The 26,157-nt window shown below is 71.7% G+C and carries 27 protein-coding genes and 1 pseudogene; 18 read left to right on the top strand and 10 right to left on the bottom strand.

The annotated features are described in order from the left end of the window. Positions 1-86: 86 nt before the first annotated feature. From OHB41_RS07450 to OHB41_RS07430, 5 genes and pseudogenes are all read left to right on the top strand, one after another. A pseudogene (locus tag OHB41_RS07450) lies at positions 87-1,066 on the top strand (NADPH:quinone oxidoreductase family protein). Next, a complete protein-coding gene (locus OHB41_RS07445) occupies positions 1,063-2,271 on the top strand; it encodes an acyl-CoA dehydrogenase family protein (RefSeq protein WP_266697155.1) in 1,209 nt (402 codons plus the stop codon). Before OHB41_RS07450 ends, OHB41_RS07445 begins: the two are co-directional and overlap by 4 nt. Beyond that, complete coding sequence (locus tag OHB41_RS07440; protein ID WP_266697154.1) at positions 2,268-3,371, top strand: acyl-CoA dehydrogenase family protein; 1,104 nt, start codon at positions 2,268-2,270, stop codon at positions 3,369-3,371. The genes OHB41_RS07445 and OHB41_RS07440 overlap by 4 nt, the downstream gene beginning before the upstream one ends. 175 nt (positions 3,372-3,546) lie before the next feature. Beyond that, a complete protein-coding gene (locus tag OHB41_RS07435; protein WP_266697153.1) occupies positions 3,547-4,434 on the top strand; it encodes a phosphatidylinositol-specific phospholipase C/glycerophosphodiester phosphodiesterase family protein in 888 nt (295 codons plus the stop codon). Between the two features lie 103 nt (positions 4,435-4,537). Continuing rightward, positions 4,538-4,732 (top strand): hypothetical protein, encoded by a 195-nt coding sequence (locus OHB41_RS07430; protein ID WP_148008049.1) that lies wholly within the window; start codon positions 4,538-4,540, stop codon positions 4,730-4,732. A 160-nt stretch (positions 4,733-4,892) separates the two neighbouring features. On the opposite strand, the gene OHB41_RS07425 is transcribed toward OHB41_RS07430, so the two are convergent. After that, the gene (locus tag OHB41_RS07425; protein WP_266697152.1) at positions 4,893-5,246 is read right to left on the bottom strand and encodes a DUF779 domain-containing protein; all 354 of its coding nucleotides are present in this window, start codon (positions 5,244-5,246) and stop codon (positions 4,893-4,895) included. 369 nt (positions 5,247-5,615) lie between these two features. On the opposite strand from OHB41_RS07425, the gene OHB41_RS07420 reads away from it, so the two are divergent. Both OHB41_RS07420 and OHB41_RS07415 read left to right on the top strand, forming a co-directional pair. After that, positions 5,616-8,339 (top strand): winged helix-turn-helix domain-containing protein, encoded by a 2,724-nt coding sequence (locus OHB41_RS07420; protein ID WP_526024897.1) that lies wholly within the window; start codon positions 5,616-5,618, stop codon positions 8,337-8,339. A 188-nt stretch (positions 8,340-8,527) separates the two neighbouring features. Next, entirely contained in the window at positions 8,528-8,725 is a 198-nt protein-coding gene (locus tag OHB41_RS07415; RefSeq protein WP_266697150.1) for a DUF8691 family protein, read from the top strand. Between the two features lie 88 nt (positions 8,726-8,813). Here the strand turns inward: OHB41_RS07415 and OHB41_RS07410 are convergent, their stop codons facing one another. Next, positions 8,814-9,479 (bottom strand): potassium channel family protein, encoded by a 666-nt coding sequence (locus OHB41_RS07410; RefSeq protein ID WP_266697149.1) that lies wholly within the window; start codon positions 9,477-9,479, stop codon positions 8,814-8,816. A 200-nt stretch (positions 9,480-9,679) separates the two neighbouring features. Here OHB41_RS07410 and OHB41_RS07405 point away from each other — a divergent pair, with 200 nt between their 5' ends. The 6 genes from OHB41_RS07405 (at position 9,680) to OHB41_RS07380 (ending at position 13,577) form a co-directional block, all read left to right on the top strand. After that, on the top strand, positions 9,680-10,342 hold the full coding sequence (locus OHB41_RS07405) for an HdeD family acid-resistance protein (protein ID WP_266697148.1): 663 nt from the start codon (positions 9,680-9,682) through the stop codon (positions 10,340-10,342). A 162-nt stretch (positions 10,343-10,504) separates the two neighbouring features. Beyond that, entirely contained in the window at positions 10,505-10,942 is a 438-nt protein-coding gene (locus tag OHB41_RS07400) for an SHOCT domain-containing protein (protein ID WP_266697147.1), read from the top strand. A gap of 79 nt (positions 10,943-11,021) precedes the next feature. Continuing rightward, complete coding sequence (locus OHB41_RS07395; protein WP_266697146.1) at positions 11,022-11,462, top strand: DUF7144 family membrane protein; 441 nt, start codon at positions 11,022-11,024, stop codon at positions 11,460-11,462. Positions 11,463-11,569: 107 nt separating this feature from the next. Next, a complete protein-coding gene (locus tag OHB41_RS07390; protein WP_266697145.1) occupies positions 11,570-12,010 on the top strand; it encodes an OsmC family protein in 441 nt (146 codons plus the stop codon). Between the two features lie 216 nt (positions 12,011-12,226). After that, complete coding sequence (locus OHB41_RS07385) at positions 12,227-12,859, top strand: hypothetical protein (RefSeq protein WP_266697144.1); 633 nt, start codon at positions 12,227-12,229, stop codon at positions 12,857-12,859. 22 nt (positions 12,860-12,881) lie between these two features. Further along, positions 12,882-13,577: an alpha/beta hydrolase gene (locus tag OHB41_RS07380; RefSeq protein ID WP_266697143.1), complete on the top strand. Its 696-nt coding sequence runs from the start codon at positions 12,882-12,884 to the stop codon at positions 13,575-13,577. Between the two features lie 187 nt (positions 13,578-13,764). On the opposite strand, the gene OHB41_RS07375 is transcribed toward OHB41_RS07380, so the two are convergent. Beyond that, complete coding sequence (locus OHB41_RS07375) at positions 13,765-14,271, bottom strand: MarR family winged helix-turn-helix transcriptional regulator (RefSeq protein ID WP_266697142.1); 507 nt, start codon at positions 14,269-14,271, stop codon at positions 13,765-13,767. A gap of 104 nt (positions 14,272-14,375) precedes the next feature. On the opposite strand from OHB41_RS07375, the gene OHB41_RS07370 reads away from it, so the two are divergent. Next, on the top strand, positions 14,376-14,753 hold the full coding sequence (locus OHB41_RS07370; RefSeq protein WP_266697141.1) for an HGxxPAAW family protein: 378 nt from the start codon (positions 14,376-14,378) through the stop codon (positions 14,751-14,753). Between the two features lie 191 nt (positions 14,754-14,944). Here the strand turns inward: OHB41_RS07370 and OHB41_RS07365 are convergent, their stop codons facing one another. Both OHB41_RS07365 and OHB41_RS07360 read right to left on the bottom strand, forming a co-directional pair. Further along, positions 14,945-15,496 carry a hypothetical protein gene (locus tag OHB41_RS07365; protein ID WP_526025035.1) on the bottom strand — a complete coding sequence of 184 codons (552 nt, stop codon included), beginning with the start codon at positions 15,494-15,496 and terminating at the stop codon, positions 14,945-14,947. Positions 15,497-15,871: 375 nt separating this feature from the next. Beyond that, positions 15,872-16,816: a Bax inhibitor-1/YccA family protein gene (locus OHB41_RS07360; RefSeq protein ID WP_266697139.1), complete on the bottom strand. Its 945-nt coding sequence runs from the start codon at positions 16,814-16,816 to the stop codon at positions 15,872-15,874. A gap of 401 nt (positions 16,817-17,217) precedes the next feature. Here OHB41_RS07360 and OHB41_RS07355 point away from each other — a divergent pair, with 401 nt between their 5' ends. Then, positions 17,218-17,790 (top strand): TetR/AcrR family transcriptional regulator, encoded by a 573-nt coding sequence (locus tag OHB41_RS07355; protein WP_266697138.1) that lies wholly within the window; start codon positions 17,218-17,220, stop codon positions 17,788-17,790. A gap of 131 nt (positions 17,791-17,921) precedes the next feature. On the opposite strand, the gene OHB41_RS07350 is transcribed toward OHB41_RS07355, so the two are convergent. Further along, the gene (locus OHB41_RS07350) at positions 17,922-18,560 is read right to left on the bottom strand and encodes a mycothiol-dependent nitroreductase Rv2466c family protein (RefSeq protein WP_266697137.1); all 639 of its coding nucleotides are present in this window, start codon (positions 18,558-18,560) and stop codon (positions 17,922-17,924) included. A 134-nt stretch (positions 18,561-18,694) separates the two neighbouring features. Next, positions 18,695-19,726, bottom strand: a complete 1,032-nt coding sequence (locus OHB41_RS07345) for a nitronate monooxygenase (protein WP_266697136.1) — start codon at positions 19,724-19,726, stop codon at positions 18,695-18,697. Positions 19,727-19,981: 255 nt separating this feature from the next. Between OHB41_RS07345 and OHB41_RS07340 the strand changes: the two genes are divergently transcribed. The 3 genes from OHB41_RS07340 to OHB41_RS07330 all read left to right on the top strand — a co-directional run bounded on the left by OHB41_RS07340 (position 19,982) and on the right by OHB41_RS07330 (position 22,488). After that, positions 19,982-20,830 carry an MBL fold metallo-hydrolase gene (locus OHB41_RS07340; RefSeq protein ID WP_266697135.1) on the top strand — a complete coding sequence of 283 codons (849 nt, stop codon included), beginning with the start codon at positions 19,982-19,984 and terminating at the stop codon, positions 20,828-20,830. Positions 20,831-20,889: 59 nt separating this feature from the next. Next, positions 20,890-21,192 (top strand): muconolactone Delta-isomerase family protein, encoded by a 303-nt coding sequence (locus OHB41_RS07335; RefSeq protein WP_266697134.1) that lies wholly within the window; start codon positions 20,890-20,892, stop codon positions 21,190-21,192. Positions 21,193-21,354: 162 nt separating this feature from the next. Next, on the top strand, positions 21,355-22,488 hold the full coding sequence (locus tag OHB41_RS07330) for a YbfB/YjiJ family MFS transporter (RefSeq protein WP_266705720.1): 1,134 nt from the start codon (positions 21,355-21,357) through the stop codon (positions 22,486-22,488). A gap of 31 nt (positions 22,489-22,519) precedes the next feature. Here OHB41_RS07330 and OHB41_RS07325 read toward each other — a convergent pair whose 3' ends face one another. The 3 genes from OHB41_RS07325 to OHB41_RS07315 all read right to left on the bottom strand — a co-directional run bounded on the left by OHB41_RS07325 (position 22,520) and on the right by OHB41_RS07315 (position 25,973). Then, positions 22,520-23,719, bottom strand: a complete 1,200-nt coding sequence (locus tag OHB41_RS07325) for an acyltransferase family protein (RefSeq protein ID WP_266697133.1) — start codon at positions 23,717-23,719, stop codon at positions 22,520-22,522. A 326-nt stretch (positions 23,720-24,045) separates the two neighbouring features. Beyond that, positions 24,046-24,489, bottom strand: coding sequence for a VOC family protein (locus OHB41_RS07320; protein ID WP_266697132.1), 444 nt, complete (start codon positions 24,487-24,489; stop codon positions 24,046-24,048). A 425-nt stretch (positions 24,490-24,914) separates the two neighbouring features. Then, positions 24,915-25,973 carry an alpha/beta fold hydrolase gene (locus OHB41_RS07315; RefSeq protein WP_266697131.1) on the bottom strand — a complete coding sequence of 353 codons (1,059 nt, stop codon included), beginning with the start codon at positions 25,971-25,973 and terminating at the stop codon, positions 24,915-24,917. Positions 25,974-26,157: the final 184 nt, after the last annotated feature.

Genomic DNA, 26,157 nt, shown 5'->3' with positions numbered 1-26,157 from the left:
CGGACGCGACTGTTCCCTGATCGGCAAGCGACCGCTTAGTATGCGATCGACCCCGGTCAGACGAAGCAGTCCCGTGGAGGCCCCGCATGCAGGCATGGCAAGTGCACCAGCTCGGCGAACCGAGCGAGGTGATGCGGCTCCAGGACGTGGAGCGGCCGGCCCCCCCCGTGAGGGACAGGTCCTGCTCAAGGTGCGCGCGGCGAACATCAACTTCCCGGACGCGCTGATGTGCCGCGGGCACTACCAGGTCCGGCCGCCGCTGCCGTTCACACCCGGCGTGGAGATCTGCGGCGAGACCGAGGACGGGCGCCGCGTGCTCGCGAACCCCGCGCTGCCGTACGGCGGATTCGCCGAGTACGCCGTCGCGGACGCCGCCGCACTGCTGCCCGCCCCCGAGGCCCTGGACGACGCCGAGGCGGCCGCCCTGCACATCGGGTACCAGACAGGATGGTTCGGTCTGCACCGGCGGGCCGGCCTGGAAGCGGGCGAGACGCTGCTCGTGCACGCGGCCGCCGGCGGGGTGGGCAGCGCCGCCGTACAGCTCGGCAAGGCGGCCGGGGCCACCGTCATCGGTGTCGTCGGCGGAGCCGACAAGGTCGCCGTCGCACGGGAGCTGGGCTGCGACGTGGTCATCGACCGGCGCGGCCAGGACGTCATCGCCGCCGTGAAGGAGGCCACCGGCGGCCGGGGCGCCGACGTGATCTACGACCCCGTCGGCGGCGAGGCCTACACCCAGTCCACCAAGGTCGTCGCCTTCGAGGGCCGGATCGTCGTCGTCGGCTTCGCCAGCGGGTCCATCCCCAGCCCGGCGCTGAACCACGCCCTCGTGAAGAACTACTCGATACTCGGACTGCACTGGGGCCTGTACGGCACCAAGAACCCCAAGCTGATCCAGCGCTGCCACGAGCAGCTCACCGAACTCGCCGCGCGGGGTTCGATCAAGCCGCTCGTCAGCGAGCGCGTACCGCTGGCCGGTGCCGCCGCGGCCGTGCAGCGGGTCGCCGACGGAGTCACCACGGGCCGGGTGGCCGTGCTGCCCTCACTCGAGAACGGAGCCTCGGCATGACCGACGCCGCACACCGGGGCGGTGCGCCCGATGCCACCGAACTGCGCCGCCGCACACGCGAGTTGCTGGCCGCACACCCGCCCCTGGAGACCGGACGGACCGCCTTCCTGGAGGCCCGCTTCGACGCCGGGCTCGCCTGGGTGCACTACCCCGAGGGCCTCGGCGGCCTCGGCGCCCCGCGCACCCTCCAGGCCGTCGTGGACACCGAGCTCGAGGCCGCGGGCGCACCCGACAACGACCCCCGCCGCATCGGCATCGGCCTCGGCATGGCCGCGCCGACGATCCTCGGCTTCGGCACCCAGGAACAGAAGGAGCGCTTCCTGCGGCCCTTGTGGGTCGGCGAGGAGGTCTGGTGCCAGCTCTTCAGCGAGCCCGGCGCCGGATCGGACCTGGCCGCGCTCGGTACGCGCGCGGTCAGGGAGGGCGACGAGTGGGTGGTGAACGGCCAGAAGGTCTGGACGTCCAGCGCCCATCTGGCCCGCTGGGCCATCCTCATCGCCCGCACCGACCCGGACGTCCCCAAGCACCGCGGCATCACCTACTTCGTCTGCGACATGACCGACCCGGGCGTCGAGGTACGGCCGCTGCGCCAGATCACCGGCGAGGCCGAGTTCAACGAGGTCTTCCTCACCGGCGTCCGCATCCCCGACAGCCACCGCCTCGGTGAGGTCGGCGACGGCTGGCGGGTCGCGCAGACCACGCTCATGAACGAGCGCGTGTCCATCGGCGGCATGCGCATCCCGCGCGAGGGCGGCATGATCGGCCCGGTCGCGAAGACCTGGCGCGAGCGGCCCGAACTGCGCACCCACGACCTGCACCAGCGGCTGCTGAAGCTCTGGGTCGAGGCCGAGGTGGGCCGGCTCACCGGCGAGCGGCTGCGCCAGCAGCTCGTCGCGGGACAGCCCGGCCCCGAGGGCTCCGGCCTGAAGCTCGGCTTCGCCCGGCTCAACCAGGAGATCAGCGGTCTGGAGGTCGAACTCCTCGGCGAGGAAGGCCTGTTGTACGAGGACTGGACGATGCGCCGCCCCGAACTGGTCGACTTCACCGGCCGTGACGCGGGCTACCGCTACCTCCGCTCCAAGGGCAACAGCATCGAGGGCGGGACCAGCGAGGTCCTGCTGAACATCGTCGCCGAACGCGTGCTCGGACTGCCGTCCGAGCCGCGCACCGACAAGGACGTCGCGTGGAAGGACCTCGCCCGATGACAACGCAGGGCACGCAACCCGATCTGCTGTACTCGGAGGAGGAGGAGGCGCTGCGCGCCGCCGTGCGCGACCTCCTCGCCGACCACTGCGACGCCGCCCGTGTCATCGCCCGCACGGAGTCGGACACGCCCTACGACCCCGCGCTCTGGAAGGCGCTCTCGGACGGGATGGGGCTGGCGGGTCTGCTGGTGCCCGAGGCCCAGGGCGGCCAAGGGGCAACGCACCGTGAAGTCGCCGTAGTGCTTGAGGAGTTGGGCCGAGCCGTCGCTCCTGTGCCCTACCTCACGAGCGCCGTCGTGGCGACCGAGGCGTTGCTGGACTGCACGGGGGAGGACGCCGCCGCGCTGCTGACGGAGCTGGCGTCCGGGCGGACCGTCGGCGCGCTCGCCGTCGCCCTGTCCGCGGCACCGGACGGTGCCCACCGGACCGTACGCGACGAAGACGGCCTGCTGTACGGCGAGTTGACGGGGATCGCGGACGCGACGGTGGCCGACGTGCTGCTGGTCCCGGCGGCGGACGGCGGTCTGTACGCGGTGGACGGGAGCGCCGTCACGGTCACACCGCGGATCTCGCTCGACCTCACCCGGCCGCTCGCCACGGTCACCCTCGACGGGGTGCGGGGCCGCCGGCTGGGCGACGCCGGTCCCGCCGTACGACGGGGTCTGCGGGCCGGCGCCGGACTGCTCGCCTCCGAGCAACTCGGCCTCGCCGACTGGTGCCTGACGGAGACGGTCCGCCACCTCAAGGAACGCAAGCAGTTCAACCGGCCCGTCGGCGGCTTCCAGGCGCTCAAGCACCGGCTCGCCCAGCTGTGGCTGGAGGTCGTCAACACACGTGCCGCCGCACGCCACGCCGCCGACGCACTCGCGGCAGGCAGCGCGGACACCGACGTGGCGGTCGCCGTCGCCCAGGCGTACGCCGCCCCGGTCGCCGTCCGCGCCGCCGAGGAGGCGCTCCAGCTGCACGGTGGCATCGGCATGACCTGGGAGCACCCGGTCCACCTGTACCTGAAGCGCGCGAAGGCGGACTCGATCGCGTACGGCACGGCGGGCGCGCACCGTGCGGCGCTGGCACGACTGGTCGACCTCCAGGCGCCCTGACCGTCCGGCTCACGTGAAGCCCGTCCCACCTGGGGCGGGCTTCACGGTGTGCGCCGCGGCGACGAAGTGAACCCATGACGGCAGTCCGGCCAACTCCCCACATTTCAGCGCTCCTTGGCTTTCGCGCGCCCCATACTCGCCGGTATCCGGTACGGGACTTCCAGGGAGGCAGAGCATGGCCCACACCACCCGTCGCAGAGCCCTCACCACCCTCGGCGCCGCCCTCGCGGGCGCCGTCGCGCTGCCCGCCGTGCACGCGCGAGCCGACGAGCAGGGACACGGCGGGCGCCCGCTGTGGCGCGCCCACGCCCACAACGACTACGACCACCCGCGTCCCCTGTTCGACGCCCTCGCCCACCGCTTCGGGAGTGTCGAGGCCGACATCTACCTCGTCGGCAACCAGCTCCTCGTCGCCCACGATCCCGTCGATCTCGATCCGACCCGTACCCTCGAAGCGCTCTACCTCGACCCGCTCGTCTCCCGGGTCAGGGCCAACCACGGTTCCGTGTACCGGGGTTATCGCAGGCCTTTGCAGCTCCTGATCGACATCAAGACCGAGGGCGCCTCGACGTACCTCGAACTCGACCGTCATCTGCGCCGCTACCCGCACCTGTTCACGACCTACGCGCACGGCCGGGTGCACCCCGGTCCCGTCACGGCCGTCGTCTCCGGCGACCGGGCAGCCCGCACCCCCATGGAGGCGCAGAGCCGGCGACGTGCCTTCTACGACGGCCGGCTCACCGACCTCGGCAGCGCGGCGACCGCGTCCTTCGTGCCGCTCATCAGCGACAACTGGACACTCAACTTCACCTGGCTCGGGGACGGCCCGTTCCCCGCGGCGGAGCGCGCCAAGCTGCGCGAGATCATCGCGGCGGCGCACGCGCGCCACCAGAAGGTGCGGTTCTGGGCCACACCCGACCTCGCGGGCCCGGCCCGGGACGCGCTGTGGCGCGAACTGCTGGCCGCCGACGTCGACTACTTCAACACCGACGACCTCGCCGGACTCGAGACGTTCCTCGACACGCACGAACGGACACGCGAACAGGCACACGAGCGGGCATAGACATCACACGTTCGGAGGACACGTCAGCCGCCCGGACGAACCCTCCGCTACGCGACACTTGCCGCCGAAAGCCGCGGTGTCGACGTGGCGGAGGAGGTTGACGATGGCCATTTCCATCTCTGTGGTGGTACTGCTGCTGATCCTCGCGGTGGTGTTCCTGCGCAACGGCGCGCTGAAGCCCTCGCACGCGGTGGTGTGCGTCCTGCTCGGCTTCTTCCTGTCGGGCAGCAGCATGGCACCGACGATCCAGAACGGGCTCACGGCCACGGCGGACATCGTGAGCAGTCTGCATCCCTGACCTCAGGTTCGTGACAAGACGCCGACGCCGTTGGGCAGGTGGCCTGAGCTCCGCCGGCCGGTGCCGCCCCCGCCAGGGCGGCACCGGCCCGCGTGCTCCGTGCCGTGACCCATGATTCAGGGCGAGTTCAGCGCGGAGTGGTGCCCGGGGGCGGTGACCGTCAGCCGACGACGCGGGAACGAATCAGGAAGCGCACTCCTTCGGGTGCTTCCAGCGAGAAGCCGCTGCCCCGGCCCGGGACGACATCGACGGTGAGCCGCGTGTGACTCCACAGCTCGTACTGGCTCTTCGACATCCAGAACGTCACCGGTTCGTCGACCCCCTCCACCTCCAGCTCCGCGAGCAGGACGTCGGAGCCGCCGGTGCGGAACTCACCCGCCGGGTAGCACATGGGCGCACTGCCGTCGCAGCAGCCGCCGGACTGGTGGAACATCAGCGGGCCGTGCACCGCCCGCAACCGCCGTACCAAGTCGGCGGCCGCCGGAGTGAGCGCTACACGCGGGACGACGTCCATCGGGGTTCTCCGTCGGGTCGGGGACGAGCGGGGGTGGGGCCGGCGCTGGTGGTCCGGTGGTGCGGAGAGCGGGTCGGGCCACCGTTCACCTGACCACCCGGCAGGTTGCGAGGGGGTTGCACGGACCGCGGGCGGGTGCGGCCCGGGAGGGGCCGGCGGGTCGGCCCCGCTCGGAAAAGGCGGTCGGCCCCGCCCGGCCCCGCTCGCCCCGCGAAGAGGCCGTCGGGCCGGTCTCACGAAGAGGCCATGGGCGTCAGGAACGGCCGTCGGGCGGGGCGCACGAGGGGCCGCCGGGCCACGCCCGATCCGCGCACCCGCCCAAAAGCTGGGATCGTGAGGGAGGGAACGCTGCCCGTGACCTGACGGAAAGTGGTGGTGAGCGCCGTGGCTGCCCTCGACGAGAACGGTACGGGTCCCGCCCCGGCGCATGTCGATCCCCTGGGAGACCCCTTTCTGCGCACGCGGTTCGCCCTGCCCACCAGACCCGCCACCTTCCTGCGCCGGGACCGGCTGGCCGAGCACCTCGACGAGGCTCTCCTGACACCGCTGACGATGGTCAACGGAGCGGCCGGGGCCGGCAAGACCCTGCTGGTCGCCGACTGGGCCGCCGGCCTGGGACAGCCGGTCACCTGGCTCACCACCGACACGACGGGACAGGGCCCCGGGATGTTCTGGGCGTACCTCCTCCAGGCCCTGGACGCCTCCGGAGTACCGGTGCCCCGCGATCTCCGCCGCCCCGCGGACGCGAACTGGGTCGACCACGAACTGCCGGCCCGCCTGGCCGCCGAACTCAGCGGCCGCGACCGGCCCGCGATCCTCGTGCTCGACGAGTTCGACCGGGTGGCCGCGCCCGAGATCGCCGAGCAACTGGAGTTCGTCCTCCACCACGCCGGGCCGGGCCTGCGCCTGCTCCTCGTCACACGCACCGAACCGCTGCTGCCGCTGCACCGCTACCGCGCGGCCGGGGACCTGACGGAGATCCGGGACGCGGAACTGGCCTTCACCCCCGACGAGGCGTCCGCCCTCCTGACCACGCACGGTCTGCGCCTGCCCGCGGCCGGGGTACGCGCGCTCGTGGACCGCACCCGGGGATGGGCCGCCGGCCTGCGCCTGTGCGCCCTGGCCGCGCGCGAGGCCCCGGATCCGGAGACGTACCTGAAGGAGTTCGAGGCAGGGCAGAGCACGGTCGCCGACTACCTCCTGGCCGAGGTGCTGAAGCGGCGCACGGCCGACACCCAGGACCTCCTGCTGCGCGTCAGCGTCCTGGAGCGCTTCTGCCCGGAACTGGCGAACGCGCTGACGGAGCGCACCGACGCCGAACCGATCCTGGCCGGACTGCACCGCGAGAACGCGTTCGTCGAAAGCCTCGGACACTCCTGGTACCGCCTCCACCCGCTGTTCGGCGAGATCCTCCGCGCCCACCTCAGGGTCCGCTCTCCCGGACTCGAACCCGAACTCCACCGGCGCGCCGCGCGCTGGCTGCGACGGTCCGGGTCCCTCCCGGAGACACTCGCGCACGGCGCCGCGGCGGGCGACTGGGAATTCACCGCGGACGCCCTGGTCGACGACCTGGCCATCGGACAGCTCTTCACCGGCCTGCGCTCCGACGACCTGACCGAGCTGTTCTCCCGTATGGAGCCCGAGGCGGCGAGCCCCGCGACGGACCTCGTCCGCGCCGCCCGCGACCTCTCCCACCACGACCTGGGCCGGGGCCTGGCCCACCTGCGTCGCGCCCGGCGGGGTCTGGCACAGGAAGGCCTGGCACACGAGGGTCCGGCCGGGAACGGGGCCGCCCTCGGTCCGGCCCGGCTCAGCTGCGCCCTGCTGGAGGCGCTGGCGGCCCGGCTGGCCGGTTCCCCTGAGGACGCGGAGACGGCGGCGACGGCCGCCGAGGAGCTGTGGCAGACGGTCCCCGCCCACCTCCTGGAGCGGCATCCCGAGCTCTCCGCCCTGCTCCTGACGCATCTCGGTTCGGCGCTTCTGTGGGCCGGACGCTTCGAGGACGCGCGCGCCGCCCTGTCCACGGCGGCCGATTCGTGCGGCGGGGCGCCGACCGGGCTGCCCCAGGAGGAGTGCCTGGCGCACCTGGCCCTCATGGACTACCTGGACGGATGGCTCGGCCGGGCGGAGAGCAAGGCCCTGGCGGCGACCAACGGTACGGAGCGCCTCGGTCCGCACCGGTCGTCCGGCTCCGGCCTCGGACAGCTGGTGCTGGCGGCCGTGGCCGTCGACCGCGACGAGCTGGACCGGGCCCAGGCCTTCCTCGACGAGACGGCCGCCGCCGGGCGCACCCCGCGGGACCCGGTGCCGGCGGCGGGCCGGTCCATCGCGACGGCCGGTCTGCTGCTGGCCCGCGGCAGGGTGGGAGCCGCGCTGACGGCAGTGTCCGCGGCGATCCCCGCCGCCGTGGTCTCACCCTGGGCGGAGGGACACGCGGCGCTGATCGCGGCCGCCGTCCACCTGACCGAGGGCCGTACGGAGCGGGCCGCCGAGGCGCTGCGCCGGGCACCGGCCGGCCAGACGGCCTGTGCGGTGCAGGCCGCGCGGGTCCGGCTCGCGGCGGGCCACCGCGGCGAGGCGATCGGCATGCTCGACCGTCTCGACCTGGAGGGACGGCCGGGCCGGGCCGGTCCCGCACTGACCGTGCGGGCCACGCTGGTACGGGCACAGGCCGCCGAAGAAGCGGGGGACTCCGTCACCGCCCGCGGGCTCGTCGCCCAGGCACTCGTCGAGGCCCGCCGCGAGCGGCTGCGGCGTCCCTTTCTCGACGCCGGCCCCTGGCTCGGGCGACCGCTGGCCGAGGCGCCGCTCCAGGCACTCGCCGCGGGCTGGCTCCAGGACGGACCGACCCGAGACGGCGAACCGTCGCGGCTTGCGTCCCTGCCTCCGGCGCTCGTCGTGGAGGAGCTGAGCGGACGCGAACTCGACGTTCTCCGGCGGCTGGCCGAGATGATGTCCACGGAGGAGATCGCGGCCGACCTCTACGTGTCCGTGAACACCGTGAAGACCCACCTCAAGAGCGTCTACCGGAAGCTCGCGGTGAACCGGCGCAACGAAGCGGTGCGCCGTGCGCGCGAGCTGCGACTGCTGTGACCCGTGGCGAGGGCGGTGCGAGGCCGGTGCGATGACACCGGTGGGCGGTGCCGGTCGGCGGTGTTCGGTGGATGGTGGGCCGGGCGCCGGGTCACCTGCTGAGGGTGAGGGCGGACGGCGCGCCTGGGCGGAGGATCACGGGTAGGGCGTCGTCCGTCCGCCCCGGGCCGCCCGCGGGAGAGCAGCTGATGCGCTACGAGATCCGTGTCGACGGACACCTGTCGGAGACGCTGGCCCAGGCCTTCCCGGACATGGAGCACGTGGTGATGTCCGGTCAGACCGTCCTGTTCGGGCCCGTCCTCGACGAGGCCCATCTGTACGGTCTGCTGGCGCGCTGTCAGTCGCTGGGACTGCGCGTCCTGGAGATGCGCCAGCTGCCGGAGTGAACGCCGTCGGCAGGGCCGTGGCCCTCCGCGCCGGTCCGCCGTCCGGTGGTCCCGGCCCTGGTCGCCGGCCGCCCGCTCGGTGAATCGCCTACGCCGACGTCCCCGGGTCCGCCCCCGGGTCCGGCTCCGCTTCGGAGTCCCCGGCATCCCCGTCGTCCGCCCCGGTCTCCGGCTCGATGGGCCCCCTGCGCTGCAACCCCGCCTGGACCGCGCTCGCCAGCACGCGCGCGGCGAAGCCCACCAGGACCAGCCCTCCGGCCATCTGCAGCATCGTCATGACCCGTCCCGTCCCGGTGCGGGCGGCGATGTCGCCGAAACCGACGGTGCTGAACGTGGTCAGCGTGAAGTACAGGGCGTCCGTCCTGGACAGCGGCTCGGTGAACGAACCCGGGGCGGAGCGGTCCAACACGTAGTAGGCGCTGGCGAAGAGCACCAGAAACAGCACCAACGTGGCGGCCAGGGCCTCGACGGCCTTCAGACGGGGGTGGGGTGAACGGATGATGGTCCGCACCTCCCACACGAAGACCAGGACCACCGCCAGCAGGCCGGCCAACAGCAGCACCGAGGTGCCGCGGGCGCTGTACCTGTCCAGGGGCAGCAGGTAGTAGGCGGTGACGAGTCCGGCCGCGATCAGGAAGGCCCGGCCCACCACCACGATCGTCGTCCACCGGGTGCGGGACCTCGGTCGGCCCCGCCGGTACGGGCCCTTCCGGGGCCGGGTGTGGTCGCCCCGGGCAGCCGCTGGATCGCTCATCGCGTGTCTCTTCGTTCGGTTCGCCGGGAGCCGTTCGGTCGGCACGTCTGCCCCCACCTCATCGCCCCGGCGGCCGGAAGGGATCACCCGCCGCGGGTGACCCGGCGGACGCCGGCGCGGGGCACGCTGGCCGGTGAGGTCCCGCGCGCCCGCCTGCCGGCGGTCCGGCGGTGACCTGGTCGATCGTGCGAGGAGGAGCCATGACCGTACCGCGTGGTTCGGCGCCGCCCACCGGACCGGAACACCGGCCCGACGGACCGGCCCCCACTCCGGCGGGCGACCCCGCGGAGTTGCTGGCGGCACTGGGCGGCTCGTGGACCTGGATCCTGGGTTCGGCGGTCGCGACACTGGTGCCGGGCGTTCTGGTGCTGGTCTGGCCGAACGAGAGCCTGCACGTCCTGGCGGTTCTCATCGGTCTGTATCTGCTCGTGATCGGGGCCTTCCGGTTCGTCGCGGCCTTCTCCCGGCGCGAGCAGGGCGAACGACTCCCGGGGCTGCTTCTCGCCCTGCTGTTCGTCCTGGCCGGCGTGCTCTGTCTGCGGAACCCGATGCAGACCATCGCCGCGCTCTCCCTGATCGTCGGGGTCGTCTGGCTGGTGTCCGGCATGCTGACCGCCTACACGGCCCTCGCGACCAGGGACCTGCCGCACCGCGGCGTCGTCCTCGCCGCCGCCGCGCTCGGCATCGTCGCGGGCGTCGTGGTGCTGGCGCTGCCCACCGAGTCGGCCCGCGCGCTGACCCGGCTGCTCGGTCTGTGGCTCGTACTGCTCGGTCTGGTCGAACTCGGCGTCGCGTTCGCGTGGCGGGCCGCACTGCGCAGGGCGGTCGCAGCGCACCAGGGCGGCATCGCCGCGCCGTTGTGAGCACGGGCGTCGCGCACCGGGCCGTACGTCGCCGGTGCCCGACGGTGGCCGCGCCCTCGGCGCCCCCGCTCACCCGCCTCGGGTGAGGCCGCCCGGCCCGGGCCGTGCGCATGCTGGGGACGGCAACGACTGCCGGGCACCGCCCCGGGAGGGAGTAGGGACATGAACGAGCCGATGTACCTCGCGTACGACTATCCGCTGCTGAGCATCTTCTGGACGATGCTCTGGTTCTTCCTGTGGATCATGTGGTTCATCCTGCTCTTCCGCGTCATCGTGGACATCTTCCGCGACGACACCCTGGGCGGCTGGGCCAAGGCAGGCTGGCTGGTGTTCGTCATCGTGCTGCCCTTCCTGGGCGTCCTCGTCTACGTGATCGCCCGCGGCCGGAACATGGGCAAGCGGGAGATGAAGCAGGCACGCGCGCAGCAGGAGGCCTTCGACTCCTACATCCGGGAGACAGCGGCCGGCGCACCCCGGTCCGGCAGCGTCGACGAACTCGCCAGGCTGTCCGAGATCCGCGCCCGCGGGGACATCACGGACGAGGAGTTCCGCAGGGCGAAGGAACTGGTCCTGAGCGGCCACGGCCCGTCGGACCGATGAGGCAGATGGAACACCGACACCTGCACCACATCCACCGGGCGACACGAGACGACCCGGCGACAGGAGACGAGGGAGCACGATGACCACGACACACACCGGGCACGGACACCCCCGCTCGACCGGGCAGCAATGGGCCGGTGGCCTGACGGTCTTCGCGGGCGTGATGCTCATGATCGCCGGACTGCTCGACCTCTTCCGGGGCGTCATGGCGATCGCCGAGGACGACGTCTTCGTCTTGACTCCCAGCTACGTCTTCCGGTTCGACCTCACCGGCTGGGGCTGGATCCACCTCGTCCTGGGGGCGGTCGCCGTGGTCGTCAGCGCCGGACTGTTCCTGGCGGCGTTCTGGGCGCGCGTCCTCGGCGTGGTCATCGCGGGCCTCATCATCGTCGCCAACTTCCTGTCCCTGCCGTACTACCCGGTCTGGTCGGTCGTGATGATGGCCTTCTCCGCGCTGATCATCTGGGCGCTGTGCGTGGGACGGCCCGAGACGTCCTACGACGAACCGCGGGACGGGTGAAGGACGGAGCCGACGTCGGTGACCACCTCGTCCCGCAGTGGCAGACGATCCGTCAAGGCCACGTGGGATGGCGGGAATCGGCGACGCCCGACACTAATGTCGACGGCATGACCGACAACAGCCTGCGTTCCGTCAGCATCGAGCGGACCCGTACCGGCCACTTCACCGCGACGAACGTGCGCGGCGGAACGATCAGCTTCGGCACCAGTTCCGACCCCGAGGGCGGCACCGGCTTCACCCCGGTCGAGTTGCTGCTCGCCGCGATCGGGGGGTGCACCGCGGCCGACGTCGACGTCGCCACCGCCCGCCACGCGGAGCCCACCGAGTTCACCGTCACCGTGACGGGCGACAAGATCAGTGACGGGCTCGGCAACCGGATGACCGACCTCGCCGTCACCTTCACGGTCCGCTTCCCCGACGGCGGGCCCGGCGACCGCGCCCGAGCGATTCTCCCCAGGGCGGTCACGTCCTCCCACGAGCGGCTCTGCACGGTCAGCCGCACGGTCGAGATCGGCACCCCGGTCACCGCGACGGTCGCGGACGTCTGACCACGTCGAGCCGAACGCTCGCAGGCGCGTGTCCTCCGGAGGGGGACAGGGATCCGGGTGTGCACGGGTCGGCCCGAGGAAGCGTGTGTTGTCCCGAGGTGCCGACGGCGGAGCCGGAGCGGCGCGTCGCTCCACGGGCCGTGCCACCGATCAAGGAGCTTGCCGAGCGGGCGGATTGTCGATCACGGCGATCACGGTCGGTGCCGCGCACAGGCCATGTTGTCAGTGGCCTCGTCTATTTTCGTGGGCAGTCGAGACGAGGTGCGTTCTGCGGAGGGGCAGCCGGTGTCGGGGGAGAACGAAGAAGCGGGGTTGACCGCGAGGGGCCAGCAGCTCGCGGACGCCGGCGATGTGACCGGCCTTGGTCGGAGCCTCCATCACCTGTGTGCCGACATCGATGGCGACCGGGGTTTCGATGGCGGCCAACTGATCGGTCCACTGCGCGCGATGCCCACCTCCACCCGGGTCCTGCTGCTGCGACGGATGACCGATGGGCTGGAGGAGACGGCCGTGCACGACCCGGGTCGCTGCCGGGGTCTCGCGTCGCTGATCGTCCTGCTGGCACACGGCCTGTCGGCCGAGCAACTGGCCGCGTGGCGCGAGCCTCTGATGGCCGAGACTGCCGGAGAGATGACGCTGTGGGAGTGCTGGCGACTGACCTGCCTGGTCGAGGTGGAACAGGCGGCGGGGCGAACACTGCCCGGTCCGGTGGTCGCCACCGTCCGCTGGACCGCGTTGACCTCCGAGACGCCCGGCGGATTGCGTGCTCTCGCGTCGAGGATCCTTCATCCCCGCAGACACGACGGAAGGACAACGGCTCCTAAGATCACTGGGCTGACTCCGGCCTGACTTTGACCTGAGGAGGGGCGAATTGGCCGCTGTGGTACTCGTTCACGGCCTGTATCACCGTCCCGATCACTTCGCCGTAGTGGCAGAACGTCTGCGGACCGCGGAAACCGAGGTTGTCGTTCCCGAGCTCCACCGGGGTTCGTTGCCCGCTGACACAGCCGCGGTCCAGGCTGCCGTCGACGCACTACCCGAGCCTCCGGTCGTGCTCGGTCACTCCTACGGCGGGTCGGTGATCACCGGGCTCCGCGGAGCAGGGCACCTGGTCTACCTGGCGGCCTTCGTGCCGGACGTCGGCGAGAGCGCGGCCGGTCTGGGCGGGGCGTCCCCCCAACTCCAGGACGCGATCAGCCCTGGTGCCGACGGCTCGACCAGCCTCCACCCCGGCCGGGCTGCTGCGACCCTCTATGGCGACTGCCCCGAACCTCTCGCCACCTGGGCGGTCGACCTCCTGCGTGCCCAAGCTCCCGGATGCGGCCGAGGAGTTCCGGAGCGCCACAGCTGGAAGCGCACTCCCTCCACCTACGTCGTCTGCGCACAGGACCGGGCCGTCGACCCCGACCTGCAACGGAAGATGGCCTCGCGCTGCACCGACGTGCGCGAGTGGCAGACAGGCCACTCCCCGTTCGTAGGACAGCCCGATCTGGTCGTCGAACTGCTGCGGGAGCTGATCGCCACCACCTCACGCGGACGAGACGAACGGGCCGCAACCACTCGTTGACGGCTTCGACGAGGACGGCGCTTCGTGGCGGACCGCGAGGTTGTCGTGGCGGGAGGCGGTCGCGCGGGAGGCGCTCGACGGGGCCGATGTCCCAGTCGACCGCGCGAGCCGTCCTAGCCGTGGTCGCCCGGCTCGGTGACGGTGCCGCCAGGCGGTTCCTGTTGCGGATCCCCGTGCGGTCCGGCGCTCAGTGACCGGAGGGCGGCAAGGGGGACGGTTCCTGGCCGATCTCGTCCAAGGAGTCGCCGAGCAGGGTCTTGGCGCGGGTGAGCCAGTCAGTCAGTACGGCGATCTCGTCCGGGGTGTAGTCCGCGAACAGGACACCGAGACGCTCGTAGAAGGGGCCGTAGACCTGGAGGATGCGGGCCTGGGCGGATTCCTCCATGACCACATGGACCCGGCGCCGGTCCTGGGGGTCGGCCTGGCGGCGGATGTAACCGGCCTTCTCCAGCCGGTTGAGGACGCCGGTCATCGCTCCGGTGGTCAGGCGGGCCTGCTCGGCCAGGTCGCCCGCCGCCGGCGTCCGGCCCGCGGTGGCGGCCTCGATGATGAAGCCCAGGCAGGTGAGGTCGGTGACGTTGAGGCCGAGCCGCCGTGCGATGTCCTGCTGGCCGAACTGCGCGGTCGCGATCATCCGGTCCATCGCGTAGAGCGCCTGGTCGGCCGTAGCCGCCGGGCGCTTCTTGCCCTTCACCACACATCCCCTTAGTGTCTAAGTTACTTATCTCGCGAGCTAAGGTAGTTCGCGCCGGGTGTCCGCCGAGCTGTTCACCCGACCCGCCTTCCCGAGGAGGAGAAGTGGGCGTGCACGGAGACCATGACCTGGGCCACACGGTCGCCGGCTGGGCCGGGACCACCATAGCCGTCACCGGTTGCACGGTGATGGCGGTGGCGCTCGCCGCCGGATGGGCCACCGGACTCTGGCTGGGCGGCGCCGTCGTCGTCCTGGCCGCCCTCGCCACCTGGCTCCTTCATCTGGCGGGCTGGGGAAAGGCCACCGGACCGCGCCCCGTGGCGCGACAGCACTGGCGTGTCCGTGACCCCTCCGCCCGCCGCGGCCACCCCGACTGCCTCGGGTGCCGCTTGGCCGGCCGCGGTGCGGCCACCGCGCCGGGCGTCACCCCGGCCGGCTCGCCCGCTCCGGCGGAGCCCACCCCTGTGGGGCAACCGTCGTGACCGTGCCCCCGACGGTCCGGGGCACCCGGTGATGAACGGTCCAGGTCACCCGGTGACCGACGGTTCGGGTCACCCTCGACGTGCCCCGGCTCCGAGGCACGTCACCGCGACGGTGGCGGCGCGGACGCGGCCCCGCGCGGACGCGGCCCCGCGCGGCAGGACCGGTGAGGTGTGGACCGGCGAGGTGTGGATCACGCCTCGGTCAGGCGCACTTTGTAGCCGTCCTCCTCCATGAGGACGACGGTGACGCCGAACGGGTTGGGATGGTCCATCTCCATCGGGACGAACGAGAAGTCGACCGCGGCCTGGATGGGGGGAGCGAGCTCGCCGCCCGGCTGCGGCGCGGAGGCTGCCCCCCATTCGGGATCGATCGACGCCACGCCCTCGGCGTCGCGGGTCAGGACCCGTTCCTCGTAGGGGAACTGGTGCAGCACATGGCCGTCCTGTGTGGCGTGGACCATGTTCAGACACGGGGCCGGGCCGCCGAGGGGCAGCTCGCACGCGGTGGCGACATCCTGGGTCTCCCAGGCGAGGACGACCTCGTCCGCGCCGGCCGCCGCGGCGATGTTCGACAGCTGCGCGATGCCGGTGAGCGCGTCGTCACCGGACTTGAGCGGGCGGACCCAGATCAGTCCGACCAACCGGCCCCGTACCAGCGGCATGATGACCGGCCGCGGCACGACGCCTTCGGCCAGCCCCGCCGCGTAGGCCCCCTTCATCGAGTCGGTCAGCGCGTTCCACATCTGGGTCTCCACGGACTCCCCTTCACCCTCGGACGTCGGACGACCGTCCACGATCACCGCTGACCCTGTCACGCTTGGTCGAGGCCGTGCCAGGGGCACCGGTCGGTCAGGCGCCGCACGCTTGTAGGCCTTCCGGTCACGCGTGCGGGGCTCCCGCACGATCAGGTGGCCGCCCCTCGCCGGGGCCTGACCGGACCGGCCTGACCGGACCGGCCTGACCGGACCGGCCTGACCGGACCGGCCTGACCACCGAAGCGTTGGGGCGCAGGGGCGCCGGGTCGCCGGGGGAGCTGGGAATCGTCAGGGCGCTCGGTCGTCGGGTGCCGGGGGCGGAGAGCTTCGGGGCGGGCGGGGCGGTAGGAGGTCAGGGCGGAGTCAGTCCTCGCTCTGCTGCGTCAGGATCGACATCACGCGGAGCGCCTCCAGGTAGATCCACACCAGTGTCACCGTGAGGCCGAACGCCGCGAGCCACGACTCCTTCCGGGGCGCGCCGTACGCGACGCCGTCCTCGATCTGCCCGAAGTCCAGTGCCAGGAAGCAGGCGCCGAGGACGATGCCGACAGCCCCGAAGAGGATGCCGAGAACGCCGCTGTCGAAGCCGAGCCCGTCCCCGCCGTCGAACGCCGACGCCGACAGGTCGACCACCATCAGGAGCAGGAAGCCCAGGGCCGAGGCCAGGACGAAGCCGTGGAAGCGGCGCGTGACGCGGATCCAGCGCAACCTGTAGGCGATCAGTACACCGGCGAAGACCGTCAGGGTGCCGAGGACCGCCTGGACGACCGCACCAGGAGCGATGTACGTCGAGGTCGCATGGGAGATCACGCCGAGGAACACGCCCTCGAACGCCGCGTACGCCAGGATCAGGGCGGGTGACGGCTCGCGCCTGAAGGACTGGGCGAGTGAGAGGGTGAACGCGAGCAGACCCGCACCCGCCGCTATGCCGTACGACCGGCCGATGCCCGCGTCGTGGAGGGGCAGAAGGACCCACGAGAGCACCGCGGTGAGTGCGACCGTGCCGAGCGTCAGGGCCGAGCGCGCCACCACGTCGTCGATCGTCATGGCGCCGTCGGCCGTCCCCGCGTGGGAACGGCCTTGTGGCGGCGCGTCCTTCGACAGGCGCGGGCTCCGAGAACCGTCATCGGCGTACGGGTTCACCGTGTGCAGCCCGTACGACTCGGCGCCGGCCGGGACTCCGGCCGAGGCTCGGACCGGTGCGCCGACCGGTGTGCCGAGTGTGTGCGGCTGCCGGGTGCCTCGCTCGGTGCGACCGTCGTCGCGCGCGAACCCCCGTCGGGAGAAGACCGGATTGCTGCTCTTCATGTCACTCCTCCGCAGCCGCGTCGCGCGGCCTCGCCGTGGTTCGTCGAACCGTGATTCGTCACCACCTTGACAGGTGACGGGGTGAACGGCAAGCATCGTCACCGGACGAAACTGTGACGGCCGGCCGGGAGTGGAGCCCCGGGCGGCCGGGACGAGGGAAAGGAGGGGAACCCCATGAAGGCACCGAGGATTCTCAAGGGCCTCACGGCGATCGCGGCCGTGGTCGTGATCGCCGTCGGGTGTTTCGCGCAGGTCTTCTGACGGGGTGCGGCCGTCGCGGCCTCGTGGAGCGGAACCTCGCCCGAGGTGTACTGTCGAGGTAAAGTGTCCGGTCGTATTGACTGTCTGGGCGCTGTCTGGGCGTCCCTGGAGAGCCCACAGGACAGAAGAGGTGTCGCGCCGTGCCCAAGCCGTCCAAGCGTGAAGACCTGCTGGCGTCCGCGCTGGAGACGTTCCACGCGCGCGGTTTCCACGGCACCGGCATCAAGGAGATCGCCGACGCCGCCGGAGCGCCGAAGGGGTCGTTCTACAACCACTTCTCCAGCAAAGAGGAGTGTGCCATCGAGGCCCTGCGGCTCTACGGGGCCGAGCGTCGCATGGACATGCTCGCCGACACCACGTCGCCGCCGCTGGAGAGGGTTCGCCGGCACTTCGAGTTCCTGCGGGACGAGGTCGTCGACCGGGACTTCACGCGAGGCTGCATGTTCGGCAACTTCGCCACGGACGTGATCGACCACAGCGACGAGATCCGCACGGCCGTCGCGGACAGCCTCCGGAATTGGAACAGCGCGATCGCGGCGGCCCTGACGGAGGCCCGCCGCGACGGTGCCGTACGGGCGGACCTCGACCCGGATGTCACGGCCCGCTTCCTCGTCAACGCCTGGGAGGGAACGCTGATCGAGGCCCGCGCCACCAAGTCCGCCGCCGCTTTCGACACGTTCTTCCTCATGGCCTTCGACGCGGCCCTGCGCTGACGCGCGCGCCCTGGACGGGCGTGAGCCGCTCGGGTACGGGCTGCCCGGCGTCCCGTCGGCCCATGCGCGCGGGACAACCTCCGCCGCTCCACCGGCCGGTCCGGTCACGGCCGTCTCTCCGGCCCGACTGCTTAATCGAACAGCGGGCCGACCGTCCTGGTCCGCTTGATCTCGTAGAAGCCGGGTGTGGAGGCGACGGTGAGTGTGGCGTCCCACAGCCGGGCGGCTTCCTCGCCCCGAGGAGCCGGGGTGACGACGGGACCGAAGAACGCGACCTTGTCGGTGCCGGGTCCCGGGACCGCGATGACGGGGCTGCCCACGTCGGAGCCGACAAGGCTGATGCCCTCGCGGTGGGAGGCGCGGAGCTCGGCGTCACAGGCGTCCGTGTCACCCGCGTCGGCGAGGCTCGTGGGCAGCCCGGCGTCGCGCAGCGCGGCCTCGATGGTCGGGCGTGTCCTCGGTTCCTCCCGCAGATGGAAGCGAGTGCCGAGCGCGGTGTAGAGCGGCTCCAGCACGGCGGGGCCGTGGGCCCGGGAGGCGGCGATCAGGACCCGTACCGGTGCCCATGCCTGGCCCATCAGGACGCGGTGGTGCTCGGGCAGTTCGTCCAGGCGGCCCTCGTTGAGGACGGCCAGGCTCATGACGTGCCAGCTGATGGTGATGGGCCGGGCCTTGCCGACCTCCAGCAGCCAGCGGGAGGTCAGCCAGGTCCACGGGCACACCGGGTCGAACCAGAAGTCGACGGGAGTGCGGGGGAGGGAGTCGTTCACGAGAGGTTCCAAACGTGGTGGTGGGGGCGGGCCGGCCGGGGGTCCGGTCGCGGCGGTCGGAGTTCAGGGGCAGAGGCTGCGGGGGGAACGGTGGAGCAACTTTTGAGCGGACGACGACATGTTGAGCGGCCGGGTCACAGAGCTGAGGCCAGGCGCGTCAAGGTCTTCCCGGCACCCTCGCGGCGCGCCTGACGGTGGCCGGTGCCCGCCCACAGGTGCAGGGCGTCGGCGTCCCCCGCTTCGGCCGCCCGCTCGCGGAGCCGAGCGGTCAGGTGATGCAGCGCCGGATACCCGTACGGGGCGTGGTCGCCGTACAGATCGGTGAAGCGGTTGCGCAGTGCGCGGGCGGGGCGGCCGGTGAAGGCCCGGGTCAGCACGGTGCCTCGGCCCTCGGGGTCGGCGAGAGCGGCCTGATGGACGCGGGAGGCCCCGCTTTCCTCGGTGCGCAGGAGCACGGTGCCGACCATGGCGGCCTGTGCACCGGCCGCCATGACGTGCGCGACGTCGTCGGGCGTGGCGAGGCCGCCCGCGGCGATCAACGGCAGGTCGACAGCCCGGCGGATCGCGGCGATCAAGCCGTCGACCGGTACGTCGGACGGCGGCCGCCGCGGTGTCAGCCTGCCGGAGTGGCCGCCCGCCGCGGCGGCCTGCACCACGAGGACGTCCACGCCCGCTTCGGCCCCGGCGCGCGCCTCGTCCACAGCCGTGACCGTCTGGGCCACCAGGCTTCCTGCCGTGCGCAGCCTCGCCACCACGGCACGTTCGGGAATCCCGAACGTGAAGCTGACCACCGGCACGGGGTCCTCGGCGAGCAGGCTGATCTTCTCCGCGAACGCGTCGTCGTCCTCGACCGGGACGTGCCCGCTCAGGTCGATCTGGTGGCGGTCGGCCGTCGCCTGGACGAGCGCCGCGTAGCGGGCGAAGGCGGCGCGGTCCACCGGCAGCGGATTGGATGCGAACACATTGACGCCGAACGGGATCCGTTCGGCACGTGCCGCGGCGACCCGTTCGGCCGGCGTCCGGGCGGTGGCGTAGCCGGCCGGGACGAAGCCGAGACCACCGCTGCGCGCCGCGGCCACGACCAGTGCCGTGGTCGTGGCACCGCCCGCCATGGGCGCGGCCAGAACCGGCGACGTGACGCCGAGAGCCGCGAGCAGGCTGTTCATGGTGCTGTGTCCTCTTCCTGATGCCGCCACGTCTCCACGGTGCGGCCGTCAACGGGGTCGACGCCACGACCGTCTTCCTCCCTCCTGGTAGGTGCGGCCTCGCAGCGTCCGGAGCGCCGGTGGCCGTGTCGCCCGCGGGTACGTCCTCACCGTCGCCGAGAAGCCTCGCCTGCACCGTCGTTGGAAGGCCGCGCCTTCCATGGGGGAGGAAGCCGGTCGTGGCGCCCGCCCCGGCCGCGGCCACACGATGAGGACATGGACACCCGACAGCACGCCACCGGTGCGGCCTCGGCCGACGCCCGGCAGCCGGTCACGGTGCGGCTGCTCGGCGGACCGACGGCGCTCATCGAGATCGGGGGACTGCGGCTGCTCACCGACCCCGTGTTCGAGCCGCCCGGTCCGGCCGCCGACGGCCCCCGCACGGGGGCCGGGCCCCACTGTTCCGTGGCGGAGGTCGAGGCGATGGGCCCGGTTCACGCCGTACTCCTGTCGCACGGCGGGTACGCCGACAGCCTCGGCGTCGCCGGTGAGCGCCTGCTCGCGACGGTCCCGGTGACGTTCACCACGACGGGGGCCGCGGACCGCCTCGGCGGCACCGCTGTCGGCCTGCGGCCCTGGTACCACCTGACCCTGGCCCGGCCGGACGGTGGATGCCTCAAGGTCACCGCGACCGCGTCCCGGAGTGGTGGCCGCGAAGGACGCGCGGGGGAGGGGGGAGACGAGAAGGAGCGGGCCGTCGGCGCCGCCCTCGGACCTGTCATCGGCTTCGTACTGACCGGGCCGGACGTCCCCACGATCTACGTCAGTGGTGACACCGTTCCCTCCTTGGACATCGCGAGCGAAGTCGCCGACCGCTTCGGGCCCGTCGAGCTGGCCGTGCTGGGGGACGCCTGCCCCGACCTGACGGACCGCCTTCCGATGCCCGCCGCCCTTCGCACGGCCCGAGCCGCCGAGATCCTCGGTGCGCGCACGGTCATCCCCGTTCACCCCGAAGCCTGGGAGCACTGCGCGACGGCCCCCGGCACGCAGCGCGAGGCGGTCGCCCATCACGGCCTTCAGGACCGACTGCTCCTGCTGGTCCCCGGCACGCCGACCACCCTCTGACCTGAGCGACCGGCCACCACCTTGCACCCGACCCGACCCCATCCGACGGAGAAGACACCATGCGAGAGTTCCTGGTCGAACTGACCACCGCCGTCCCCGAGGGCACCGACCCCGCCGAGGTCGACCGACGTCGCGCCGCGGAAGCGGTACGGGCCGCTGAACTGGCGGCCGCCGGGCACCTGTTCCGGCTGTGGCGACCGGTCGGCGAATCGCGCAGCATCGGTGTCTGGCTCGCCGCGGACGAGTACGAACTTCACGAGAAGGTCATCGGCACCCTGCCGCTGCGCGCCTGGATGACGGCCAGGGTCACCCCCCTCGTGTCCCACCCCAATGACCCGGTCGGACCCGACGCCTCCGCGTGACCCACGCGTCACCTCACAAGGACCGCGTACGCACCCCACAAGGACTTCTTCATGAGCGCAACCATCCTGCGACGCTCCCCGGACCGATCGGACCGATCGGACGGCCCGTCCGGTTCCCCCTGGGTCCACGTCGCTCAAGCGGCCGCGGCCCTGGCGGTCGGCATGGGTGTCGGGCGCTTCGTCTACACACCGATCCTTCCCCTGATGCACGCTCAGGCGGGTCTGTCCGCCGGGGGCGGCGCGCATCTCGCCACCGCCAACTACGTCGGCTACCTGATGGGCGCGCTCGTCGGCATCCTGCGTCCCGCGCTGGTCCGTTCACCCAAGGTCCTGCGCGGCTCCCTGACCGTACTGACCGGCACGCTGGCGGCGATGCCCTTCACGCACAGCACCGCCGTGTGGCTCGCGTTGAGACTGACGGCCGGCGCGGCCAGCGCCCTGATCTTCGTCATCGCCGTCAGCTCGCTGCTCAGTCACCTGCGCGACCAACCCGCGCACCTGCCCGGCTGGGCCTTCGGCGGAGTCGGCGCGGGGATCGCCCTGTCGGGTCTGCTGGTTCTGGCCCTGCGCTCGGTCGCCGACTGGCAGGCCGCGTGGTGGGGCTCCGCCGGGCTCGCCGCGGTCTTCACCGCGCTGTCGTGGAACCTGCGCGTCGAACTGCCGCACACCGAGGTCGCGAACCCCGGGGCCAGGACTCCGTCGCGATCCGCGCGCACCCACCGTTGGTTCACCGCGCTGTTCGCCGGCTACACCCTGGAGGGCGTCGGATACATCGTGGCCGGCACCTTCCTGGTCGCCGCCATCGATCAGGCGTCCCCGGGGTGGATCGGCAGCGGCGCCTGGGTGCTGGTCGGCCTGGCGGCCGTGCCGTCCTCGGCGCTGTGGGCCTGGCTGGGGCGCCGCTGGTCCCGCCCCGACCTGCTGTTCGCCGCGCTCGTGATCCAGGCCGCCGGCATCGCGCTGCCCGCTCTGGTCGGCGGAGTGGCGGCAGCGCTGATCTCCGCGTTCCTGTTCGGCGTGACGTTCCTCGGGATCAGTACCATCGCGCTGGCCACCGGGGCCCATCTGCGGTTCCCCCGCTCGGTGGCCCTGCTGACCGCGGGATACTCCGTCGGCCAGATCGTCGGGCCCCTCGCTGTCACACCGCTGCTCCACCACGGCTACCACCAGGCCCTGATCCTGGCCTCGGCCGTCGTCCTCGCCGCCGCCCTCACCGCGGTCGTCCTCCGGATCGGATTCCCCCACCAGATGGCCGACGCCCCGACCGACGAGCCCCGCACCGACGCTGCTTCGTAGGCCCGGGTGCTCCCGGCGCGTCCGCCAGGTTTCAGTTCTTCTCAGGCTGCCCGGGGTGAATCGGTCGACGGGGGTTCGGACGTGTTCTGTTCCAGCGTGAGCGTCCTTCCTCAAGCATGAACTTCCAGGATCGGTTCCGCTTGAAGGGCATCTCGAAGACCTCCGAGAAAAGCCACGCTCCCAGCACCGAGGCGGGCAGCCCGAGGATGAGTGTGAACCCGAACGTGGGCAGCCCCGGTGACACGTAATGAGGGGCGACCTTGCGAACGACGACCATGATGATCGGCAAATGAATGAGGTACAAACTGTACGAAAAGTTGCCAAGGCTGCGCACAGGGCGCGCGGGCAGGAGCTTTGTGAGGAGAACCGGCCTCCCCGTGGAGACTGCTACAAGGAGCAGCGTCATGGCGGGAACTACCGCGAGGTCCATCCAGAAATAGTGGTCCACCGTCCAGACCGGCCCCTTGATGGAGACGAGGGACAGGACCGGTAGAGCGGCCAGGGCGGCCAGCCAATGCCATGGAAGACGGCGGACCTTCTCCGACGCGACAACGACTCCCGCGCCGGCCAGACCGGCGACGAATACGGGAGCCAGATTCGGAGTCAGCCCGTTCACGCCTTCCACCGGCAGTGCGTCGCTCGCCAACAAGCCCCGCGCGACGACCATGAGGGTCACGCCGGTGACCAGGACCACCGCCCCCAGTCGCCTCCGGATCAGCAGGAGAAGCGGAAAGACGAGACAGAGCTCCGCCTCCACGCCGATCGACCAGAACGCCTCGTTCGGTGTCGGGGCCGTGTACATGTCCTGAGCCACGAGGCCGTACACCAGAATCGATTTGCCGCTCGGTGGTCCGAAATGCGATGCAGGCACCATCGACCACGCGACCACCAAGCTGAACACCAGTGCCGCCCAATAGGGAGGCAGGATTCGCCAGGCGCGCCGACGCAGGAAACCGGCAAGGCTTCCCAACCGCCAGCCCCTGCGCGCTGCAGAGATGGCCAGAGAGAAACCGGACAGCACCAGAAAGAGGACGACGGCAAGGCGCCCGTACATCAACCAGCCGAGCCAGGAGGGGCCCGAGTTGTTCGGAAACCCTGGAAAGGTCAGGAGCCAGCAGTGGAAAAGGAGAACGTACAGTGCGGCCAGGCCCCGGAGCCCGTCGAGCCCCGGCACATGGGTGCGGCCGGACGCCGCTTCCGGCTCCTCTCTTTTCTCCTCGGAGGAAGGCAAGTCCAGATCACTGCGGACTGATTGGCTCGATCCTGATGAAATCGTTCGGCCCTCTCCTCAGGTTCCCCTGCTCGCGTATGTGGTCACCACCACGGCGATCCGTGCACGACGCTCCGAGGTGGGCGCCCACGTACCGACTCGACGTTCCGCGTCGTGTTTTCGGGCAGCGCGGAGCCACCCGCAGCGACTGATACGTCGCGCCCGGCCGGAAGGTTCAGTCGGCGGGAAGATTCAGGCGAGAACGCAAGAGGTTCCTTGTCACACGAGGTTCGTACGGACCCCGCTCCGCAGGTGCCATGGCCCCCGGCGGCCCGCCGGGTCTTCGGTCACCGGCCCGGAAGTCGCGTCGTGATCTCCTGCAGTACCCACCCGTTGCCGTCCGGATCGCTGAACGACAGGAACGAGGAGTAGCTCCGGCGTTCCGGGTCCGGGCCCGGGACCCGGCCCTCGGTTCCGGCGCGGTGGAACACTCCGCCCGCGTCGTGGAACACCTCGCTCACCTCGACGCCCCGGTCGGCGAGCTCGGCGCGGGCCGCCTCGATGTCGGAGACGACGAGGTGCAGGCCCTCCGACGAGCCGGGCGGCGCCGCGCTGATCCGGGTGCCGAAGATGATCGAACAGGGTGAGCCGGGCGGGGTGAACTGCAGCACCCGGAAGCCCTCCCCGTCGCTGAAGTCGGCGTCGAGCCGCCATCCGAGCTTCTCGTAGAAGGCCTTGGCCCGGTCGGCGTCGGCGACCGGCACCACCACAACCTCGAGTTTCATGTCCATGGCCGCTTGCTCCTGTCCGTTGAGTCCATTGCTGTCGCCCGTCGCCCGTCGCCCGTCGCCCGTCGCCCGTCGCCCGTCGCCGATCGGCCGGCGTCGCTCGGCTGGCGTCGGCCGACAACGAGCGACGTTGACCGGTGTCGGTCCCTTCGGTGGCCACTGCTCGTGTCGCTGCCCGTGTCACTGTTCATGTGCCCAGGCGCATCCGTCCTCTCCACGTCCACCGTTGGGCCGAGGGTGGACGCTCGCAACCTGTGCGGGGTACGGGCCTGCCGTGCGGACGACGGCCTCAGGCGATCGGTCCGGCCCCGGCCGGTCGCGTCGGGGACCCCGGGCCGGCCGTGGCGGGGATCCCGGGCCGGTCGTAGCGGCGAGCCAGGACCGGGCGAGGCGCGGCAGGCGGGGCCGCGCGCGGCGGGAAGCGTGGGCTATCGGCGGGCGAGCCGGTCCGCTTCGACGACCGCTTCGGCGAACGCCTCGGGTGCTTCCTGCGGCACGTTGTGGCCGATGTCCTTCAGGGTCCGGTGGGCGTACGGGCCCGAGAACTTGTCGCGATAGGACGAGCCGTCCCCGGCCGGGGTGAAGGGGTCCCGCTCCCCGTCGAGGGTGACCGTGGGCACCCCGATGACGGGGCCGCCGGCCAGTCGGTTCTCGATGCGGTCGTAGCGCGGGTCGCCGTCGGCCAGGCCGAGCCGCCAGCGATAGTTGTGGATCACGATGGCGGCATAGTCGGGGTTGTCGAAGGCCGCCGCCGTACGTTCGAAGGTCTCTTCGTCGAAGTCCCACGTGGGGGAGTTGAACCTCCAGATGAGTCTGGCCAGATCGCGGGCGTTCGCCTCGAGTCCGAGCCGTCCCCGCTCCGTGGCGAAGTAGTACTGGTACCACCACGCCCACTCGGCCTGCGGCGGCAGCGGCGCCTTGTTGCGCTCACGGTTGGTGATCAGGTACCCGGTCACGGAGACCAGGGCCCTGCACCGCTCGGGCCGGAGCGCGGCGATGATGTCGGCCGTCCGTGATCCCCAGTCGAAACCGGCCAGGATCGCCTTGTCGATCTTGAGCGCGTCCATCAGCGCGATGATGTCGAGCGCGACCACCGACTGCTGGGCGTTGCGGAACGTCCTGCCCGAAAGGAAGCGCGTGGTGCCGTGTCCGCGCAGGTACGGCACGATCACCCGGTAGCCCCGCGCCGCCAACAGGGGCGCTACATCGACAAAGCTGTGGATGTCGTGGGGCCAGCCGTGCAGCAGGACGACCGCGGGGCCGTGGGCGGGGCCGGCCTCCGCGTAGCCGACGTTCAGTTCGCCGGCGTGGATCTGCTTCAGCGGCCCGAAGGACGTGTGCCGCCGCCCGACCGTCGACGCGGTCACCGCGTTCTCGCGGTCCGATGCCGTCGGTGCGGCCGCCCTCGAGACGGTGGGCACCGCGGCCAGTGACGTACTGGCCGCACTCACACCCATGATCTTGCCGAAGCTCCGCCTGTTGAACATCAGGCCCCCTTCTTGACCGCTGATCCGGTAGGAACGCGCGCTCGCGCAGGCCTGCCGCCCGTCCTGTCGCGGGCGGCGGGTCCCTGGCATGTCGTCGCGCGGCACTGACCCTCGCATGGCTCCGCGTCACCTGTCAAACAGGTGACGCGGAGCCGTGGGTTCTGTCCCGGGGCGGCGCGACGGT

The sequence above is a fragment of the Streptomyces sp. NBC_01571 genome (assembly GCF_026339875.1).
Lineage (GTDB): Bacteria > Actinomycetota > Actinomycetes > Streptomycetales > Streptomycetaceae > Streptomyces.
The sequence above is the reverse complement of the archived record's forward strand: the minus strand, read 5'-3'. Positions and strand labels throughout refer to the sequence as shown.

Excerpts from the sequence above, each read along its gene's own strand:
- OHB41_RS07445 (WP_266697155.1), top strand. The coding sequence starts at position 1,063 with ATGACCGACGCCGCACACCGGGGCGGTGCGCCCGATGCCACCGAACTG.
- OHB41_RS07440 (WP_266697154.1), top strand. The coding sequence starts at position 2,268 with ATGACAACGCAGGGCACGCAACCCGATCTGCTGTACTCGGAGGAGGAG.
- OHB41_RS07435 (WP_266697153.1), top strand. The coding sequence starts at position 3,547 with ATGGCCCACACCACCCGTCGCAGAGCCCTCACCACCCTCGGCGCCGCC.
- OHB41_RS07430 (WP_148008049.1), top strand. The coding sequence starts at position 4,538 with ATGGCCATTTCCATCTCTGTGGTGGTACTGCTGCTGATCCTCGCGGTG.
- OHB41_RS07425 (WP_266697152.1), bottom strand. The coding sequence starts at position 5,246 with ATGGACGTCGTCCCGCGTGTAGCGCTCACTCCGGCGGCCGCCGACTTG.
- OHB41_RS07415 (WP_266697150.1), top strand. The coding sequence starts at position 8,528 with ATGCGCTACGAGATCCGTGTCGACGGACACCTGTCGGAGACGCTGGCC.
- OHB41_RS07410 (WP_266697149.1), bottom strand. The coding sequence starts at position 9,479 with ATGAGCGATCCAGCGGCTGCCCGGGGCGACCACACCCGGCCCCGGAAG.
- OHB41_RS07405 (WP_266697148.1), top strand. The coding sequence starts at position 9,680 with ATGACCGTACCGCGTGGTTCGGCGCCGCCCACCGGACCGGAACACCGG.
- OHB41_RS07400 (WP_266697147.1), top strand. The coding sequence starts at position 10,505 with ATGAACGAGCCGATGTACCTCGCGTACGACTATCCGCTGCTGAGCATC.
- OHB41_RS07395 (WP_266697146.1), top strand. The coding sequence starts at position 11,022 with ATGACCACGACACACACCGGGCACGGACACCCCCGCTCGACCGGGCAG.
- OHB41_RS07390 (WP_266697145.1), top strand. The coding sequence starts at position 11,570 with ATGACCGACAACAGCCTGCGTTCCGTCAGCATCGAGCGGACCCGTACC.
- OHB41_RS07385 (WP_266697144.1), top strand. The coding sequence starts at position 12,227 with ATGTTGTCAGTGGCCTCGTCTATTTTCGTGGGCAGTCGAGACGAGGTG.
- OHB41_RS07365 (WP_526025035.1), bottom strand. The coding sequence starts at position 15,496 with ATGTGGAACGCGCTGACCGACTCGATGAAGGGGGCCTACGCGGCGGGG.
- OHB41_RS07360 (WP_266697139.1), bottom strand. The coding sequence starts at position 16,816 with ATGAAGAGCAGCAATCCGGTCTTCTCCCGACGGGGGTTCGCGCGCGAC.
- OHB41_RS07345 (WP_266697136.1), bottom strand. The coding sequence starts at position 19,726 with ATGAACAGCCTGCTCGCGGCTCTCGGCGTCACGTCGCCGGTTCTGGCC.
- OHB41_RS07340 (WP_266697135.1), top strand. The coding sequence starts at position 19,982 with ATGGACACCCGACAGCACGCCACCGGTGCGGCCTCGGCCGACGCCCGG.
- OHB41_RS07335 (WP_266697134.1), top strand. The coding sequence starts at position 20,890 with ATGCGAGAGTTCCTGGTCGAACTGACCACCGCCGTCCCCGAGGGCACC.
- OHB41_RS07330 (WP_266705720.1), top strand. The coding sequence starts at position 21,355 with ATGGGTGTCGGGCGCTTCGTCTACACACCGATCCTTCCCCTGATGCAC.
- OHB41_RS07320 (WP_266697132.1), bottom strand. The coding sequence starts at position 24,489 with ATGGACATGAAACTCGAGGTTGTGGTGGTGCCGGTCGCCGACGCCGAC.
- OHB41_RS07315 (WP_266697131.1), bottom strand. The coding sequence starts at position 25,973 with ATGTTCAACAGGCGGAGCTTCGGCAAGATCATGGGTGTGAGTGCGGCC.